The sequence below is a fragment of the Runella sp. genome, assembly GCF_027484545.1.
Classification (GTDB): domain Bacteria; phylum Bacteroidota; class Bacteroidia; order Cytophagales; family Spirosomataceae; genus Runella.
In genome coordinates this window covers 1-17731 of sequence record NZ_JAIXST010000249.1, presented here as the reverse complement: position 1 = coordinate 17731, position 17731 = coordinate 1, and the positions used below count along the sequence as shown (strand labels likewise).

The window sequence follows — 17731 nt, the reverse complement described above, 5'->3', positions numbered from 1 at the left end:
TTTGAGCAACGTGCACCTTTGCATTGTTAATTCAAATAAATATAGTCAGGAAAACAACACTTTTTTATATCCTCTTATTTTTTGCAGTGAGCGTTGCTTCTGCTCAAACCCCCGCGCTTCGCCAAAAACATTTCCTTCTTGAAAAAGGGGTAGCTTTATCAGGCTATGACCCCGTAAGTTATTTCCAAAAAAATCCTGTAAAGGGTTCAAAAATGGTTGTCTTTACGCAGGAAGGGGTGACGTATCAGTTTGCCAATGCGGCAAATCTCGAAACATTCAAGAAAAACCCTTCGGCTTACGAACCCCAATACGGAGGGTGGTGTGCCTATGCCATGGGAAAAAACGGCGAGAAGGTGGAAGTAAATCCCGAAACCTATAAGATTGTAGGCGGCAAACTGTATTTGTTTTATAATAGACTGTTTAACAACACTTTGCCTGATTGGAACGAAGATGAGTCCAACCTCAAAAAGAAGGCAGATGCCAACTGGCAACGCATTTATAAATAAACCCAACCTCAAACTGATTGAACTCATGAAAATGAAAAACATCATTTCCTGGACAGCCCAGATTGTAGCGGCTATCATTCTTCTTCAAACCCTTTGGTTTAAATTTACGGGCGCAGAAGAAAGTGTTTATATTTTCTCAAAATTGGGAGTTGAGCCTTACGGTCGCATTGGTTCGGGAGTCATCGAATTGATTGCTGGGATATTGCTGTTGACCCCACGTTACAATTGGCTGGGTGCCCTTATAGGTTTGGGTACGATGGCAGGGGCCGTTGTGTCTCACCTTACTGTGCTTGGTATTGACGTACTTGGGGATGGCGGCCAACTTTTTGGTTTAGCAATTATCACTTTTGTGTCTTGTGGTGTAGTTTTGTTCTTGAATTGGCAAAAAGCCTTGTACTTAGTTAAAAACTTAACTGCCCAAACTTAATTTATAGATAAATTTTCCACGCAGATATTCGCAGATTTAATTTAAAATCGCAGATGATTGTAGATTTTAAAAATCACCAAAATCTGCGTAATAAAATCCGCGATTATCTGCGGGGAAAAAAGATTTTATAGCATTAGATTCTTAAATTCGCACAGATGTTTTCTCAAATTTTCCCCCCGCTCTGGTTTATTAAACTTTTCAAGTACGAATACTGGACTTGGTGGATGTTTTTTCTGCCCTTGGTTCCTTATTGGTTGTATTTGGCTATTCGCAATCGTTCGCTTACTTATTTTACGACGGCCAACCCCTGTATTCCTGACGGAGGTGTTTTTGGGGAATCTAAAATGGATATTTTAAATTTAATTGATTCAGAATATTTGCCTTCCACGATTTTTGTGCCATTGGGAGAGCCTTGGGACAGAGTCGTAAAGAAATTGGAAACTGCTGAAATCACATTCCCGCTTATTGTGAAACCCGACGTAGGCGGGCGCGGATTCAAGGTCTATAAAATGGCAACTTCTGCGGAATTAAAAGCTTATTTATCGACGATTGCTCAACCCGTGATCATTCAGGAATACGTGGATTATGAACTGGAATTAGGGGTTATGTATGCACGATTGCCTAACGAAACTTCGGGGTGTATTACTTCGGTAGTGGAAAAGGAATTTTTAAGTGTAACTGGCGACGGTCGTTCTACAGTTGGACAATTGCTGGAGCAAAATCAGCGCGCTCGTTTTTCGATGGGGGAGCTTCTGGAGCGAGTAGAAAAGCAATGGAATGAAGTAGTGCCTGTCGGTGAAAAACGGTTTGTGCAGCCCATTGGTAATCATTGCCTTGGTACTAAATTTATAAATTCCAATCCCCGAGTCAATGCAGATTTAGTACGCGTTTTTGACAAAATCGCGCTTCCCATGGAAGGGTTTTATTATGGACGATTTGACCTTCGGGTTCCCAATTGGGAAGATCTGTATGCAGGGAAGAACATCAAAATTTTGGAACTCAACGGAGTCACTTCTGAGCCGGGACACGTGTATGACCCAAGTTATCGCCTTTGGAAAGCATATAGCGATATCATGCACAATATGCGGATCGTGGCCGATATTAGTGCCGTCAATATTCGGCGCGGATTTAAACCTACTCCACTCCGAAAATTGATCCAAACTTCAAGAGAGTTTTTTGAAGTAAGCGGGCAATTGTAGAGACAAAATTATTTAAGTAAATCTTTGTATATTTGCTTGACTATAAAATCTATCTACTCAAAAATTTTGCTCAATGCTTCCGCAATTTCCTATTGAAACTCGCTATTGGTATCTTCGTGACCACCAGCTATTCAGACATCTGGATTCTGCTGAGGTACGACAAATTTGCCTGATTACTAATTTTAAAACGGCCAAGAAAAGTGAAATAATCTATTTTGCCCATGAGGAACAAAACAGAGTGTACTTGTTGAAAAAAGGCATTATTAAAATCGTAGAATTAAATGCCAACGGAGATGAGACCGTAAAAGAAGTACTGCAAAAAAGAGATCTGTTTGGACAAATTACCTTAGATGAAACCGACTTGGATGAATATGCGGTTGCTCTATCAGATTATGTAACCGTATGTAGTTTTCGAATTGAAGATTTTGAAAAAGTAATTCAACAGAATCCTTCTCTGGCCGTAAAATTCACCAAGTTGGTAGGGCTGCGCTTTCGCCGTTTAGAAAATCGTTATGCCAATTTGATGTTCAAAGATGTACGAACCCGTCTGTTGCTTTTTCTGGAAGAATGGGCCCAAAAAGAAGGAGTAACTACTGAAGAAGGCATTGTTCTCAAAAATTACCTTACTCACCAAGACATTGCGGGATTAATATGCAGCACCCGCCAAACTGTATCTCAGCTTTTTAGTGATTTGAAACAGCATGGCCTCCTTGACTATGACCGTCAACGCATTATTATCCCGAATTTGCAACAATTAAAAGGTTTAGTAGCCTAATTTTCATTTAGTGTCAGCAAGCCGACATTCGGGTAGGAGTAAGTTGAGCACCTTTGTAAGGTAAACTTAACAACCTACGCTCATGAAATACAAATGGCTTATGATTGGGCTGATAATTGCGATATCAGCCTGTCAAAAAACAGAAGAGCTTCAGCCGGTTTCGACAGTTACTCCTTCTACCGGCACAGCTCTTATCAACAAACCTATTGACCAATTTGATGTTTCTGGACAAAAATTGGCAGCACAGGGGGAATTTATGTCCAATGTGCACACGACTTCGGGAAATGTAAAAGTCTACGAAAAAGAAGGAAAACGCACCTTAGTTTTTGAAAACTTCAAAACAGACGGTGGCCCAGACTTACGCATTTATTTATCGGAAGACAAGGCAGCTTCAAAGGATGTAGAAGTCAGTAATAAAGTGAATTCGGGAAATTACTTCATTGAACTTCCCGCGGCTGCCGATCACAAAACCCAAAAATTTGTACTGATTTGGTGCAAACAATATTCGGTTCTTTTTGGCAATGCTGAACTTAAATAGTTGGCAGTCAATAGTCTACAGTCCATAGTTCACAGCAGGTAGTGCTTGTTGTTTTTTAGTTTCGTGTAACTCCATGACTGAAAATGCGAACTCATACCTGCAAAATAATTCTCTCAAAATGTTCATAACTCATTCAAAGTCAATGAAAAATATACTCTTTTTGCTGCTTGTTTCAGCAGTAGCCTTCAACAGTCATGCCCAATATAATTATCCTAAAAAACAAGTCTATGGTGATGTAGCGCTTTCGGGTATAGGTGGGTTTTCGAGCGCATTTTCTTACAATCAACTCTACGGCGTAGGAAAATCCAAACGTTTTAAAATCGGTTGGGGAGTGCGTTTGACCTCATTTTTTGGCAAAAATCTGGATTATCACACGGCTCCGGCGCGGCTTACGTCAGGTGAAGTGGGCTCTCAGGTACTGTTTGTTGAAAATGTACTTTCAAACCTTGATACACTCAAACTCACCAAAACGCAGACCAATGCCCTGAATCTGGATATTCATTTGCAATATAGCTTTCGCAAATTGGATGTAGGTTTTAACATTGACGCCATTGGCGCAACGTTCGGAGGTCAACAAAAAGGAACATTTGTGGCAAAATCCACGGGTTCAAGTTTTCACGGAACCCAGCAAACGGCCAAGCCAACAGGGTTTAATTTATTGCTGGTCAGCGACAATGATTTGGGAAGCCTCAATTCGGAATTATACGGGCGGTACTGGTTTAAAGAAACGATTGGTTTGCGCATCGGAGCCAGTTTTCAGTTTACGGAATACACTACTTCTCAAAAATTAACCTTTGAAAATGATCGTTTCCGCAACAAAGCCCTGATGCCTTTTATTGGAATTTCTTTCAAATTATAATTAAGCCTAACCATGAGAAAAATCTTGTTTCTACTATTTTGCGTAAGTGTATCGGTCAGTGGGTTCAGTCAAAACTGGCAACCCGTAACGGCAGCGGTAGGTTTTAGCCTTAAAATGTTTGGGGTCAGCGTAGAAGGAAAATTTAAAGGCCTGAATGCTGTCATTAAATTCGACCCCGAAAATCTCGCCTCAAATAGTATTGTTGCTACCATAGATGCCACTACCATTGACACAGATAATACCTTGCGCAATCGCCATTTACGCGAAAAAGAAGACTTTTTTGAAGTAGCTAAATATCCTAAAATCAGCATGAAGTCGACCAAAATTGAAAAGACGGCGAATGTGTATACCGGCTACTTTGATATGACCATCAAATCTGTAACCAAACCTGTAAAAGTACCGTTTACGTTTTTAAGTGCGGGTAATAAAGCCACATTCAGCGGAAACTTCATTGTTAATCGCCGCGATTGGGCCATCGGAGGTAATACTCTTGGTATGGCTAACGAAGTCACTATCAATTTAACTGTTAACGCCATTTTAAAATGACTTTGCTTCAACAGACCAACCAGCATATTTTATCTCAACTTCGGGATTTACTTACGACTATTTCGTACGAAGCCTATTGCTGCCCTTTGGCGTTGCTTCACGGAAGCAGTGTCGGTCAGCATATTCGCCATACCTTGGAATTTTACCAATGCCTTCATGAGCAATCACCTTTGGGCTTTGTAGATTACGATGCCCGCAGTCGTAACTTGAGGTTGGAAACTGATTTAGAATTTAGTGCTTATTTTGTAGAACAACTTTCTTCATGGCTTCATCAGCCCATTGAAGATTTGTATCTTTCTATGAACGTGTTTTTTGGACAGGAAAGTCAGAAAGTACAAACGACGTTGATGCGAGAATTGGTTTACGTGGCCGAGCACGCTATCCACCATTTTGCCATCATTAAAATTGCGCTTAAAGAAGAGTTTCCCGAAATCGCACTTTCCCCCAACTTTGGCGTAGCTTTTTCAACGATTAAATACCGGGAAAGCCTGGAAGAGGGTAAAGTGTAAAGGGTGAAAGTGGAAAGAGTGAAAACTTATAAACCATAGACTCTAAACCGTAAACGGCCGCCATAGACTATTAAACTATAAATTAAGAAATGTGCTTTGTAACCTATCTTCCACACCAACAGGGTTTTATTCTGACGTCTAACCGCGACGAGCACGTTGGGCGGCCTAAAGCTTTACCTCCTAAAAAGTATATAATCAATGGACAATCTGTCTTTTATCCCCAAGATGGATTGGCGGGCGGAACTTGGATTGCTTCTTCTTCCAAAGTAACTCTTTGCTTACTAAACGGTGCTTTTGTCAAGCATCATCACCGACCTCCGTATCGGAGAAGCCGAGGATGGGTCGTGTTGGATTTTTTTAGCTGTGAGGATACAGAAGACTTTGTTAGAAATTATGATTTTAGAGGAATAGAACCGTTTACGTTGGTTGCCGTCGAGCAAAGTCCTATTCTGCAACTTGCTGAAATTAAATGGGATGGAGTACAACTATATCACAACAAATTGGAGCCTGAAGCAGCTCATTCGTGGTCGTCGGTGACGCTGTATTCCAATGAGGTAATTCGGGAACGACAGCGTTGGTTTGAAGAATGGCAGCAAGAACATCCACTTTTTGAAGGAGAGGATGTCCTGGATTTTCACAGTTTTGGAGGAAAAGGAGATGTTGAGAACGACCTGATTATCAATCGCAACAATGAATTGCGTACGGTAAGTATAACGCAAATTCAAAAAACGACGGAGCAATTTTTAATCAATTATTGGGATCGCCTGAATGACCAACACTACCGCTATCGGATTTTCGACAGTGAAAAAGTGGGATGTTAGTGAAAATGGTTAACCGGCTAAGTATTAATGGCTAACTGTGTCTGCGTAAATGTTTCGTAAGGGACATTTATAGTAATAGTCGTGCCTGCGTTGGGTTGACTTTCAAAGGACAAGGTACCTCGAATGTCAATAGCACGCTGACGAATGTTTTGGAAGCCCATGCCGTCGCTGTCCTTCATAGTAGGTAACCCTTTTCCATTGTCCGTCACGCTCAAAACCACACGCCCTCCAAATCGCTGAAGAGTCATAAACGCCTTTGTCGCTTTAGCATGTTTGAGAACGTTGTTGCAGAGTTCTAACCCGATTAAATAGAGGTTGAACTCCGTTTCGGGAGAGAACCGCTCAGAAAAATCACCGCTTGTTTGGAGGCTGAAACGCGTAGTGCCCGCAGAGTTGAGCTTGTAAATGAGGCGCTCCAATACCGACAAAAGCCCTTGTTTCTCCAAATCTTCGGGAAGCATGTTATGCGATAGCGTACGTACCTGACGGCACGCATCAATCATCATCTCTACCACATTGTCATAAATTTCCCGTTCGTGGCGGTCTAATTGCGACGGGTCTAATATCTGTAAGCTCAGTTTTGCAGCCGACAAAAGTCCGCCTAAATTGTCGTGTAATTCTGACGCAACTCGTTTCCTTTCAGTAGTTTGCCCTTTTAAATAGGCTTCTTCAATTTCTCGTTTTTTACGAGCCAGTTCCCTATTCTTTAGTCTTAATTTTCGGCTGTACAAAAGTAAGGCGATTCCAAAAGCGGTCAACAGCCCCATCCCCGCCATCAAAAAATTACGGGTACGATTTTGAAGTGCAATTTGCTGCTCAAATCGGGTTCTGTCCACCTCATACACGCGCCGCATATCAGCCAAAGCAATTAACCGGCGCGTAAAACCGAGGCTGTCGCGCAGGGAGGCTGCCCGCTGATAGGCACGTAGCGATGCCAATTCGTTGCCAAGGTTTTTGTAAGCCACTACCAAGGTTTGATAGGCAAAAGGTTTGAGCGCCGCGTAGTTATGTTGATTGGCGTATTCAAGGGCTTTTTCCGCATAACTGCGGGCTTTGGGGTAATCCTTCAAAGCCAAATAGGCTTCTCCCAAACTGTTGGTAACCGAGGCGATTCCCCGCGTATGATTGACTTCCGTGAACAGCGCAAAAGCCTTACTTAAATAAGGCAGTGCTTTTCCAGCGCGGCCAATCTTATTGTAATAATCCCCCATCTCTTCGTACGTTCCTGCCAACGAATGTTTGTTTTTGAGGGCTTGAGCAACTTTAAGTTGTTCTTCAAACATCTTGACTACCCGTTCATCTTTGCCCCATTCCTGATAAAGCGTGTTTAAAACACTGTAGACTCCCAGTATGTATTTTTGTTTGAGAGGTTGGTCTTCGAATGGGGCTTTCTCCAAATCCTTTAAAGCAACAAGCAGGTATTTTTCTGCATTGGAATAGTCAGCAGAGCGTAAAAAACTTTGACCTAAATTCTGTTGAATTCTCCATCCTTCCGTACAATCTTTCCCGGCTTGCTCACACAATTTAAGGGCTTCCAAACTCAATTCCAACGATTTGACATAATCGTGGGCACGACGATACTTGATTTCGCGACGGAGCAGCGCGGCCACAAGCATTGGCTTATTTTCTTGTTTTTTTGCCAAATCATACAGTTGGTCATTATAAACCATGCTGGTATCCAAATCGCGGTAATCATCTTCGAGATACAGCGAGCCAAGCAAATTTAAGACCTGTATTTTTCTTGTGATTTGTTGGGGAGAAACCGCCTGCTTTTCTACATTCAAGAGTAACTTTTTAGCCACTGCTTTGAGGCTGTCTTTATACGTTCGGTCGTAGTTTCGGGTGTGGTCAATTCTTGGGACTTGCCCCATTAAGCTGGTCAGGGACAAACTCCAAATCCATATCAATAGCCGTTTTCTCATCTTTGGAAGTTATAAAAAAAGAGGGTAAAGGGCTGATTCCGTGTGGTTTCAGCGCACTAATTTAAAACAAACTTGCTAAAGTGAGAAACGAAGGTACGCTTTAACGGCATTTTAATTTGTTTTTAAATCGGTATTAATCTTTTAGTCGGTGCTTTGTGCTCGCAAAACAACATCGCAACCCACCATGAAGTATTTTATTTTAGGTTTAAGTTTATGGGCCTTTACCTCGCAGGCACAAGATTCTCTCAAGGCAGTTCCTGAAAAAAATGAGTTGAAGTACAATCTCAACACTTCAAGCTCTCATTTCTTTAAAGTTACTTTTTTAAACCAGACATGGGTACGTTACAATAGCAGCAATCCCGGAACTACCGTACTGTCTGAAGCTGCTCCTCAAACATTGGATTTAGGTTTACGCCGGACGCGTATGCAATTGTTTGGTCAAATCTCCGACCGCGCTTTCATTTATATTCAAATGGGGTTGAACAATTTTAATTATACCAACGGATTTCCTGCCATAGGCAATGCTCAAGGAGTACCCACCAACCGTAAAGTCGCTTTTTTTGTCCATGATGCCGTAGTTGAATATGCGGCATTTGCCAATAAAGATTGGCTTAAAATAGGAGGAGGGTTGACCATTCTCAATGGCCTCTCGCGTTTTAGTCAGCCAAGTGTAAGTTCGATTATGACGATGGATGTACCCGTGTTTGCTCAGGCAACAGTAGATCAGACAGATGAGTTTTCAAGAAAATTAAGTCTGTATGCACGGGGGCAGGCAGGAAAATGGGATTATCGAGTAGCCTTAACGGACCCTTTCCCGATTGTAACGAGCGGCACGGCAGTACCGGCGATTTCGGCCAATTCTGTTTTTGCCTCAAAAGGCCATCACAAACAGTATCAGGGTTTTTTAATCTATAACTTCTTTGACAAAGACGCCAACCAAACGCCTTACATGACGGGTACGTATTTGGGTAAAAAGAAGATGCTGAATTTGGAAGGCGGTTTCATTTCTCAAAAGGGCGCTACCTGGAACGTGAACTCGAATAAAGATACGCTGTATCACGCGATGAATCTGTGGTCGTTGGCGATGTTCGCCGATATGCCGGTCAACAAAGCAAAAGGAACGGCGATTTCAGCGTATTTGGGGTATTTTCATACCGATTACGGCCCTAATTATTTACGTTTCAACGGTATCATGAACCCGGCCAACAGTACTACCCAAACATTGGCAGGAGCATCGGGAATTCAGGGAAATGCGTTTCCAATGTTTGGTACAGGAAGTGTAATTTATACTCAATTCGGCTACTTATGTGCCTCTGACTTATTCGGAAAAAATGGGACGCTGATGCCGTATGCTTCAGCTCAACTGGCAGATTATCAGCGACTCACTAAAACGGCAGGGATTTATAACGTAGGTGTTAATTGGTTGCTCAAAGGGCATAATTCTAAAATATCCTTAGACTTCCAAAACCGCCCGGTTTATCAAAATGCTTCCGATGGGCGTTTAAATTCTAACGGACGTCGCGGTTCCTTAACATTGCAATACCAAGTTTTTATTTAGTAGAGGGTTTAGTTTTTTTATCAGTAGAGAAAAGGTTTAGGTGTGATTCGAATCCGACTTCTTCCTAAGAGGTCGGATTCTTTTTAGCTTTAAACGTAGTTAAACGGATAGAACTAAATTAGAAAAAACATTTCTTTATCTTTTGGGTTAAGTTTTCAACCATATTTTTAATAATTTAACTAACCAATGAAAAAAACGTTTCTCGTCCTCATTTTAAGCCTTTGTGCATTATCGTATCAGGCTTCAGCTCAAACTGCAACAGAAAATGCAGCAAAAGCGGTCACTGATACTACTGTTTTAAAAGAATATGCAGGTAAATACAGATTTACCGGATTACCCTTTGATTTCATGGATTTCACCCTGAAAGAAAGCAAACTTACGGTACAGGCCGGCGATCAGGGAGGTCCATTGGTTGCTGTGAAAGATGCAGTTGATAAATTTGAAACTGCTGACAGTGTAGCAAAATTTTCCTTTATCCGTGACGAGCAAAAGAAAATTACCAAAGTAACCGTCGACTATCAGGGAATGACTCTTGAAGGTAAAAAAGAATAAAAAACTTGCCAAGTTCATAAATCAACAAAGAGGCTGTCTGAAAAAGATAGCCTCTTTGTGTTTTACGAAAGCGTAAACTTCGGTTCTTTATTGCTTTAGAAAAAAACAAACATTAACTGATGAAATACTTGTCTTTAACAAATACCCGAATCTTTGGACTGATATTTCTTGGTCTTGCTTTATCGTGTCAACGCGGAAGTGTAAACTATCAACCCATTGTTGAGCCTTTCGAACCTGATTATAAATTGGACCGTTTTGAGGCGGAAATCAAAAACTTTGAAAAAGAAGATGCTGAAAAAGGTCTTAAAAAAGGAGAAATCCTGTTTTACGGAAGTTCCAGTTGGCGCGTTTGGAAAGACATCAAAACGGACTTGGCTCCCTTACCCGTTTTAAACCGAGGCTTTGGCGGGTCTACTATTCCAGAACTTACGTATTATGTAGAGCGCGTAGTTTTTCCTCGTGAGCCCAGGCTTTTGGTTATTTATGGCGGCGAAAACGATTTGTCGGGCAAAAAATATAAGTCGGCCGAACAAATGTTCGATTCCTATCGGCAATTTGTGTCATTAGTGCAGAATCGTTTACCCAAAACCAATATTTGTTTTGTCTCCATGAAGCTCTCGCCCTCTCGTCGTCAGCATTGGGAAACGGTCAAAAAAGGAAATAAGATGGTAAAAGCTTTCAGTAAGGGAAAACGTCTGTCGTACGTGGACATTAATCCTGTTCTTTTCAATGCCAACGGCACTGTCAAAGGAGAGTTGTACACCAAAGACAGCTTACATCTCAACCCGCAAGGGTATCGTGAATACACCAAAGTACTGCTGCCGTTTTTAACGAAAAAATACAACTAAATGATGCAAACAACTCGTCGTCAATTCATTCAGCAGTTGGGGCTTGCGGGTGCAGGCTTCGCCCTTTCGGCTGCTTTTCCGTATGATTTGGTTGCCAAATCTAAAATCACTCTGCCGCGTAACGCACCCGAAGCGCTGGGGATAGATTCCGCTGGAATTTCTGCATTTTTGGACGCAGTTGCCGTCAGTAAACATGAGTTTCATGGGCTGATGATTGTCCGTCATGGACAGGTAGCGGCTGAAGGCTGGTGGGCTCCTTATCGTTCCGACCTGAAACATACACTGTATTCGATGAGTAAAAGCTTTACTTCCACGGCAGTAGGTTTTGCCGTGACCGAGGGAAAATTGAAAACAAGCGATAAGGTAGTCTCCTTTTTTCCAACTGATTTACCCACAACCGTTAGTGAAAATTTAGCTCAATTGACCGTTAAAGATCTATTGACAATGTCGGTGGGTCAGGAAACAGAACCGGCGGTTAGGACTGAGGACAATTGGGCCAAAGCTTTTCTGGCAACTCCCATCAAACACAAACCCGGTACCGTCTTTTTATACAATAGCATCGCTACTTATATGTGTTCGGCCATTGTCCAAAAAGTAACGGGCCAAAAAATCAATGACTATCTCAAACCTCGTTTGTTTGAACCGTTGGGAATCAAAGGCACCGATTGGGAAGAAGATTCGCAGGGAATTAATACCGGCGGTTGGGGTTTACGGGTGCGTACCGAAGACTTGGCCAAATTTGGTCAATTGTATTTGCAAAAAGGGGTTTGGAACGGCAAACAATTAATCCCGAAAGCATGGGTAGAAGAGGCTACCACCTTTAAAATTCAACAGCCGGCTCCTGCCAAACCCACTCGACCCAATGAGCAAAATGACTGGCTGCAAGGATACTGTTATCAGTTTTGGTGTTGTCGGCACAATGCCTATCGCGGCGACGGTGCTTTTGGTCAATACACCATTGTGATGCCTGACCAAGACGCTGTAATTGCTATCATGAGCGAAACGGCTGATATGCCTGGGATTTTGGATTTGGTTTGGCAACATTTATTGCCGGCCATGAAGGCGCAGACGCTTCCGACCAATGTCGCTGCCAACAAATCATTGAAGCAACGCATGGCTGCTTTGGCACTGCTTCCGCCGAAGGGAGGTGAAATTCGCTCGAATGCCGTGAAAGTATCGGGCAAGCTATTTCAAATAGAACCCAATTCAATGAATGTAGAAAGTATTGCGTTGGCTTACCGCGAAGGCGATACGTATCAATTTGTGTTGAAAGACCGAGAAGGCGAACACAAAGTAATTTGCGGATTGGAAAAATGGGCTTTTGGAGAAACGGATTTACCCAGACCCAATTTGGTAAATTCGCAAAAACTCAAATTTGAAAGAATTGCAAAGATTGTATCAAGTGGTACGTGGAAAGACCCCAATACCTTTGAAATCACGCTGCGTTATTATGAATCCCCGCATCGAAATTATATCATCTGTCGGTTTGAAGGCGATTCCGTCAAGGTAGATTTTGACAACAGCATCAATCGAATGAGCGGTGCAAAAGATAAACGGCCGACGTTGGTGGGGAAAATAACCGTTTAAGAAAGTGTAAAGTGCAGGGGTTAAAGTGTAAAGTAAATCACTTTTAGTAAGGCAAAAAACGCACTCCAAATTCGTTTGGAGTGCGTTTTTACTATTCGTACAAATCAACTAATAACCGCAGCGGCGGACCGCAGTTAACAGTTTCGTTAACTCTTAAAGAGGATTTTGGACAATGGCTTTGTTAGCATTCATCTCTCTTCTTGGAAAGAGGAATTCCCATTGCCTATCACCCGCCGGCACATCAAACAACACCGCTATGGAAGCGATAGCATTAGTGCCATTTCTGTTCAGAGGCTGATTTAAGCGTTTCAAGTCAAGGAATCTGAAACCTTCACCCCATAATTCGACTCTTCTATGGAAATAAATCTCATCTAACAATTTAGTGCTGGTACTTGTCGAAAGTTTATAGGCAGCATCTCTTTTACTGATCAAATCAAACAAAAGTTTAGCTGCATTGGCATCCTGTCCTAATTTAGCTTTAGCTTCTGCCTCAATCAAATACATTTCGGCCGCTCTCATGTAAGGGACATCGCCCATAGCACTGGTAGAAGGAACGCCTGGAAGTCTGAATTTTTGATTCAGATACGGTAATCTCACTCCACCCGGAGGAACGATTGAGTTAGCAGCAGTAGGTGCTTTTACCCACATTTTAGACCGGATATCCGTAGTAGGAATGGCATTGTAAAGCAAACTGTTCACAACTTTAGGATAGGTTCTGATAACCGTTGAATTGTAATTGCATGAAATATAAGAATGGTATCCGCCAAAAAACTCTGACTGATCTTCCAAGTGGTCAAAGCCCCACATCCACTCAGGATTGCTTATGTCCTGAAATCCATCCTGATACTGAGCTTCGCTCATGAGCGTAAAACCCGTTCTGGCTTCTGCGGCGTATTTGGCGGCATCAGCCCAATTTTGCTGAGTAAGTGCCACTCTGGCCAAAATACCTTTTGTTACTTCCAGGTTGATATGGGATTTAAAGCCTCTGGCTGATTTCAATAAGGTAGCTGCCTGGGCTAAATCTTTGTTGATTTGGGTGTATACTTCTTCTACGGTAGCTCTTGGAAGTCCTTCGGTAGTAGGTGTCAGTACTAAAGGCACTCCCAATTGGGCGTTTGGCTTAGCAGCTGCATCGTAACGTTTGCCATACAACTGAATTAAATTAAAGTAAGACCAGCCGCGCAGTGCCAATGCTTCCCCTTTTATCAGGTCTTTTTCAGCTTGTGTACCTACTGCCTTATCAATGCTGGCAATGGCAATGTTGGCATTGCCGATGACCCGATAATACATCTCATAAGGGACAACAGTCATCACGTTAGTGTCGGAGCGGTGAGCAGTCCATCTGGTTTCTCCCACGTGCCAGCTGGCAGCAGTTGCCCCAATGATGACGTCTTCTCCCATGTGATCTAAAATAATCATCAGCGCAGGGTGCCCTGAATGGCCCTGTGAACTCTGGTAGCGGAGGATAAGTGCTCGGTAAATACCGTTAATGGCAGCAGATGCGTTTTTGGTGGTAGCGTAGGCCGAGGCAGCGTCAACACTGGCAGTAGGAAGGGTGTCTAAGTATGTGTTTTCGCATGAAGTAGCAATCATGCTTAAAGCAACCGTAAATGCTGTTAAGAATCTATTTTTCATGAGTGTGTTGATGTTAAAGTGAAAATGAAATACCCATTACCACAGCCTTGGCAGAACTATACACGTTTCCGGTCGTACCGGCAAAGTTTTGTTGAACGTTCATACCGCTCCGGCGAGACTTTATAAAGAAGTTTTCCCCACTGATATACACTTGGGCATTTTCCAAATAAAGTTTTTGCGCTATCATTTTGGGCAAACTATAAGAAAGAGTGACAGAGCGTACATTAAGGTAACTGGCATCAATCAGCCATCGGTCAGAGTCAGCATTAAAATCAGTAGTACGGCCAGCATCCATTCTTGGGACATCGGTAATGTCACCCGGTTTTTGCCATCTTCTCAGGATATCAACGTGCTTGGCATTATGATAACCTGAACCCATTAAACTTTGGTAAGCACCATCGTAAATTTTGCCGCCAATTTGATAGATCATCAACGCTGATAATGAAAAGCCTCTGTATTTAAAGGTATTGGTAAAACCTCCCGTTGCTTTCGGGATAGAAGTACCATTGTAACTGTAACGTGCATTGTTAACGTTTGTAGTCACCGTATCTCCCTTTTCGGTAATTGTTGAATTGGCTGCCTGAAAAGCGGCAGCTCTATAAAGTACTTCGCCCGTGGCTGAGTTTATACCCATGTACTCTCTCAACCAAAAATCATAAAGAGAACTGCCTTCTTTCAATTTTTTAGTCCCGTCAATGATTTCTTTGCTTTCCTCCGGCATTTTGGTGATTTTGTTTTTCAGACTGGTTGCGTTCAAACTAATGGTCCAGCTAAAATCTTTCGTTTGAACTGGAGTAGCGTTTAATTCTAATTCAATACCTCTGTTATACATCGTACCAATGTTCCTGGTTACGGTAGCGATACCGGAAGATAGAGGCAAAGGCACATCAAATATCAGATTGGAAGACTGACGATCAAAATATTCAATAGTACCTGCTATACGATTTTTCAAAAGACCAAATTCTAAAGCTACGTCAAACGCATTGCTGGATTCCCACTCAAGACCTCTATTTCCTAAACTCAATTGAAGGATACCCGCTTCTGTGGCATTGTTTCGCCCCAGCTCATAAAGGGGTTGCCATGCGTAGTTGCTGATACCGCCGTCGTTACCGGTTTGGCCATAAGAAGCTCTCAATTTAAGCATGCTCAAAACAGGAACAGCTTTCAGGAAATTTTCCTGATCTATACGCCAGGCACCGCTGACGGAGTAGAATGTACCCCAACGAACGTCTTTGTAAAACTTACTGGAACCATCTCTGCGAGCCGAAAGCGACAGGAAGTATTTTTGGTTGTAGTCGTAGTTTATTCTGGAGAAATAACCTTCTACTTTCCGTCTGTTATATTCTGAATTTAAATTGGTGGTAGTTGTAAAATTGACCAATTCATAATTTCCATCCAAAATTTGTTGAGAGCGCGAACCTTCCAGAATGTTGTCGGTATAATTATAATTTTCATGACCTACCAACGCTTCAATGCCGTGACTTCCAAATGTCTTCGTATAATTCAACAATTGTGACAAGTTGTAGCTCGTTACATTCTGGAAATCGTGGGTAGCTCTACCGGCAGGTGCACCATCACCGATTTCAGGGTTTCCGAAGGTTACATTGTTACGATTGGTGATATCGGTACCTACATTGGCGGTAAATTTGAAATTTTTCAGGAAAGAAATTTCTGCATAAGCACGACCTCCCAATACATTTCTACGGAAATAATTTTGGTTCAGCAAAGTTTCCGAAATAGCGTGACGACCTCCATTTTGAGGGCGGCTTGGGAGACCGAGAGCCGCTAAATTACCATAGTCCCATCTTCTGTTTCCATTTTCAAGCATCAAAAATGAACTGGGATTGGCAGGGTCATAAGCATAAACCGGGTAGATTGGCGCCATTCCTCTGGAAAAAAAGAAAGGGTTGACAAACGTAGTACCACCCGCAGCAGGAACATCTGCTTGGTTAGACTTAGTGATCGTAGCTGAAATATTAGCTCCCGTTTTGAACCAGGGTTTCATTTGGGTATTTACGCTTAAACGTGCCGTGTAACGTTCATAATCTGAACGAATCAAAAATCCTTTATCGCTCAAATAAGACAAGGAAAGAAAATAATCCGAATTACTACCTGAGCCCGAGAAGTTAAAGCCTATTTCATCCCGATTTCCTTGGCGCATCAACGGTTTTTCCCAGTTCAAATCATCGGGGCTGTAAATTAACTTTGCGTTTGGATTTAATTTACCTTCGACATCTACTAATTGAGCAAAAGGAACATCATACACATTATAGGCAACAAGAGCTCCTAAACCGGAAGAAGCATTAGCACTGGCAGTGGCAATGGGGATAGGGCTGGCAGCTCTATAAGCAAAGTTATTACGATTGGCTTCCCACATTAAAGGATAGTATTCAGCAGGACCGACTCTATTGTATTCAGGTAAGGCTCTGGTACTGAATCCTTTCGTGTATTTTGCGCTGATGGTGTTTTTTCCTTTTACGCCTTTTTTGGTAGTTATCATCACCACACCATTGGCCGCTCTCGCTCCATAAAGTGCGGTTGAAGCGGCATCTTTAAGGATAGTGATAGTTTCAATGTCGTCCGTGCTTATATTAGCAATATCGGCACTGTAAGGAATTCCGTCTACTACGTAAAGAGGTGAATTTGAGGAAGAAATAGACCCAAAACCTCTGATCCGAATATCAGGGGCTGTGCCGGGCTGTCCGCTGCCAGCCGTAGATTGTACACCCGCTGAAGCACCTGCGAGCGCTTGACTTAAGTTAGTGATGGGGCGGGGTCCTAAGTCCTTGGCGTCAATTTTAGCAGCTGAACCTGTAAAAGAAGCTTTTTTTGCAGTACCAAACGTGGTAATCACAACTTCTTCCAAGCTTGCTGCATCCGGAAGCAGTTTTACACTGAAGGTAGTTTGGTTACCAACCGCAATTTCCTGAGGCGCAAACCCAACGTAGCTAAACAATAAACGAGCGTTGGCAGGAGCATTAATTTTAAAATTACCTTCTCCATCGGTGTTAGTTCCGCGAGTGGTACCTTTCACAACGACACTCACGCCGGGTAGGCCAGAACCATCATCTGCGGTAACTTTTCCTGTAATGGATTTTTCTTGAGCAAGTACGGATGTACTCACCATTCCCCCCCATAGGAGGAGAAAAAGCAGTAGCATTTTTCTCATAATGATTTAGTTGTTGATGAAGTGAAATTGTTGTTGATTCTTTGGTGCGAAAAAACCGTGTAATTTTAAGCAATAAAACTTGGAATTATACTAATGCAAGTTGCTTTTTTTGTACTTTAGGGATATTTTCTGTTCTATAAGCGATTATAAGTTTTATTATCAGTTATAGAGAACGACCGAACTTCTTGGAATCAAAACTAAAATAATTGCAATTTTGCGAAATGAAAAAGAAAGTAGAAATAAGCGAACCAGAACGATTGGCAAATTTCATGCATTCATT

General features: G+C 42.2%; 16 protein-coding genes. 13 read left to right on the top strand and 3 right to left on the bottom strand.

The features are described 5' to 3' along the window. Positions 1–86 precede the first annotated feature (86 nt). The 9 genes from Q0081_RS22745 (at position 87) to Q0081_RS22705 (ending at position 6180) form a co-directional block, all read left to right on the top strand. Entirely contained in the window at positions 87–506 is a 420-nt protein-coding gene (locus Q0081_RS22745) for a YHS domain-containing (seleno)protein (protein WP_298359046.1), read from the top strand. Beyond that, a complete protein-coding gene (locus Q0081_RS22740) occupies positions 478–933 on the top strand; it encodes a DoxX family membrane protein (protein ID WP_310586521.1) in 456 nt (151 codons plus the stop codon). The genes Q0081_RS22745 and Q0081_RS22740 overlap by 29 nt, the downstream gene beginning before the upstream one ends. Before the next feature lie 155 nt (positions 934–1088). Continuing rightward, positions 1089–2132 carry a hypothetical protein gene (locus tag Q0081_RS22735; RefSeq protein ID WP_298359043.1) on the top strand — a complete coding sequence of 348 codons (1044 nt, stop codon included), beginning with the start codon at positions 1089–1091 and terminating at the stop codon, positions 2130–2132. A gap of 73 nt (positions 2133–2205) precedes the next feature. Continuing rightward, positions 2206–2907 carry a Crp/Fnr family transcriptional regulator gene (locus Q0081_RS22730; RefSeq protein ID WP_298359040.1) on the top strand — a complete coding sequence of 234 codons (702 nt, stop codon included), beginning with the start codon at positions 2206–2208 and terminating at the stop codon, positions 2905–2907. Between the two features lie 82 nt (positions 2908–2989). Continuing rightward, positions 2990–3445 carry a DM13 domain-containing protein gene (locus tag Q0081_RS22725; protein WP_298359037.1) on the top strand — a complete coding sequence of 152 codons (456 nt, stop codon included), beginning with the start codon at positions 2990–2992 and terminating at the stop codon, positions 3443–3445. Positions 3446–3587: 142 nt separating this feature from the next. Next, positions 3588–4304 carry a hypothetical protein gene (locus tag Q0081_RS22720; RefSeq protein WP_298359034.1) on the top strand — a complete coding sequence of 239 codons (717 nt, stop codon included), beginning with the start codon at positions 3588–3590 and terminating at the stop codon, positions 4302–4304. A gap of 12 nt (positions 4305–4316) precedes the next feature. Beyond that, positions 4317–4850, top strand: coding sequence for a YceI family protein (locus Q0081_RS22715; RefSeq protein ID WP_298359031.1), 534 nt, complete (start codon positions 4317–4319; stop codon positions 4848–4850). Next, the gene (locus Q0081_RS22710) at positions 4847–5359 is read left to right on the top strand and encodes a hypothetical protein (protein ID WP_298359028.1); all 513 of its coding nucleotides are present in this window, start codon (positions 4847–4849) and stop codon (positions 5357–5359) included. Before Q0081_RS22715 ends, Q0081_RS22710 begins: the two co-directional genes overlap by 4 nt. 89 nt (positions 5360–5448) lie before the next feature. Beyond that, a complete protein-coding gene (locus Q0081_RS22705) occupies positions 5449–6180 on the top strand; it encodes an NRDE family protein (protein WP_298359025.1) in 732 nt (243 codons plus the stop codon). Between the two features lie 17 nt (positions 6181–6197). Here Q0081_RS22705 and Q0081_RS22700 read toward each other — a convergent pair whose 3' ends face one another. After that, entirely contained in the window at positions 6198–8102 is a 1905-nt protein-coding gene (locus Q0081_RS22700; protein WP_298359022.1) for a sensor histidine kinase, read from the bottom strand. A 184-nt stretch (positions 8103–8286) separates the two neighbouring features. Here Q0081_RS22700 and Q0081_RS22695 point away from each other — a divergent pair, with 184 nt between their 5' ends. The 4 genes from Q0081_RS22695 (at position 8287) to Q0081_RS22680 (ending at position 12647) form a co-directional block, all read left to right on the top strand. Next, complete coding sequence (locus Q0081_RS22695) at positions 8287–9660, top strand: hypothetical protein (protein ID WP_298359019.1); 1374 nt, start codon at positions 8287–8289, stop codon at positions 9658–9660. Positions 9661–9846: 186 nt separating this feature from the next. Continuing rightward, a complete protein-coding gene (locus tag Q0081_RS22690; RefSeq protein ID WP_298359015.1) occupies positions 9847–10212 on the top strand; it encodes a hypothetical protein in 366 nt (121 codons plus the stop codon). A gap of 119 nt (positions 10213–10331) precedes the next feature. Then, positions 10332–11060: a GDSL-type esterase/lipase family protein gene (locus Q0081_RS22685; protein WP_298359012.1), complete on the top strand. Its 729-nt coding sequence runs from the start codon at positions 10332–10334 to the stop codon at positions 11058–11060. Continuing rightward, a complete protein-coding gene (locus tag Q0081_RS22680) occupies positions 11061–12647 on the top strand; it encodes a serine hydrolase (RefSeq protein WP_298359009.1) in 1587 nt (528 codons plus the stop codon). A gap of 153 nt (positions 12648–12800) precedes the next feature. Here Q0081_RS22680 and Q0081_RS22675 read toward each other — a convergent pair whose 3' ends face one another. Further along, positions 12801–14282 carry a RagB/SusD family nutrient uptake outer membrane protein gene (locus tag Q0081_RS22675; RefSeq protein WP_298359006.1) on the bottom strand — a complete coding sequence of 494 codons (1482 nt, stop codon included), beginning with the start codon at positions 14280–14282 and terminating at the stop codon, positions 12801–12803. 13 nt (positions 14283–14295) lie between these two features. After that, positions 14296–17451, bottom strand: coding sequence for a TonB-dependent receptor (locus Q0081_RS22670; protein ID WP_298359003.1), 3156 nt, complete (start codon positions 17449–17451; stop codon positions 14296–14298). Between the last annotated feature and the right edge of the window lie 280 nt (positions 17452–17731).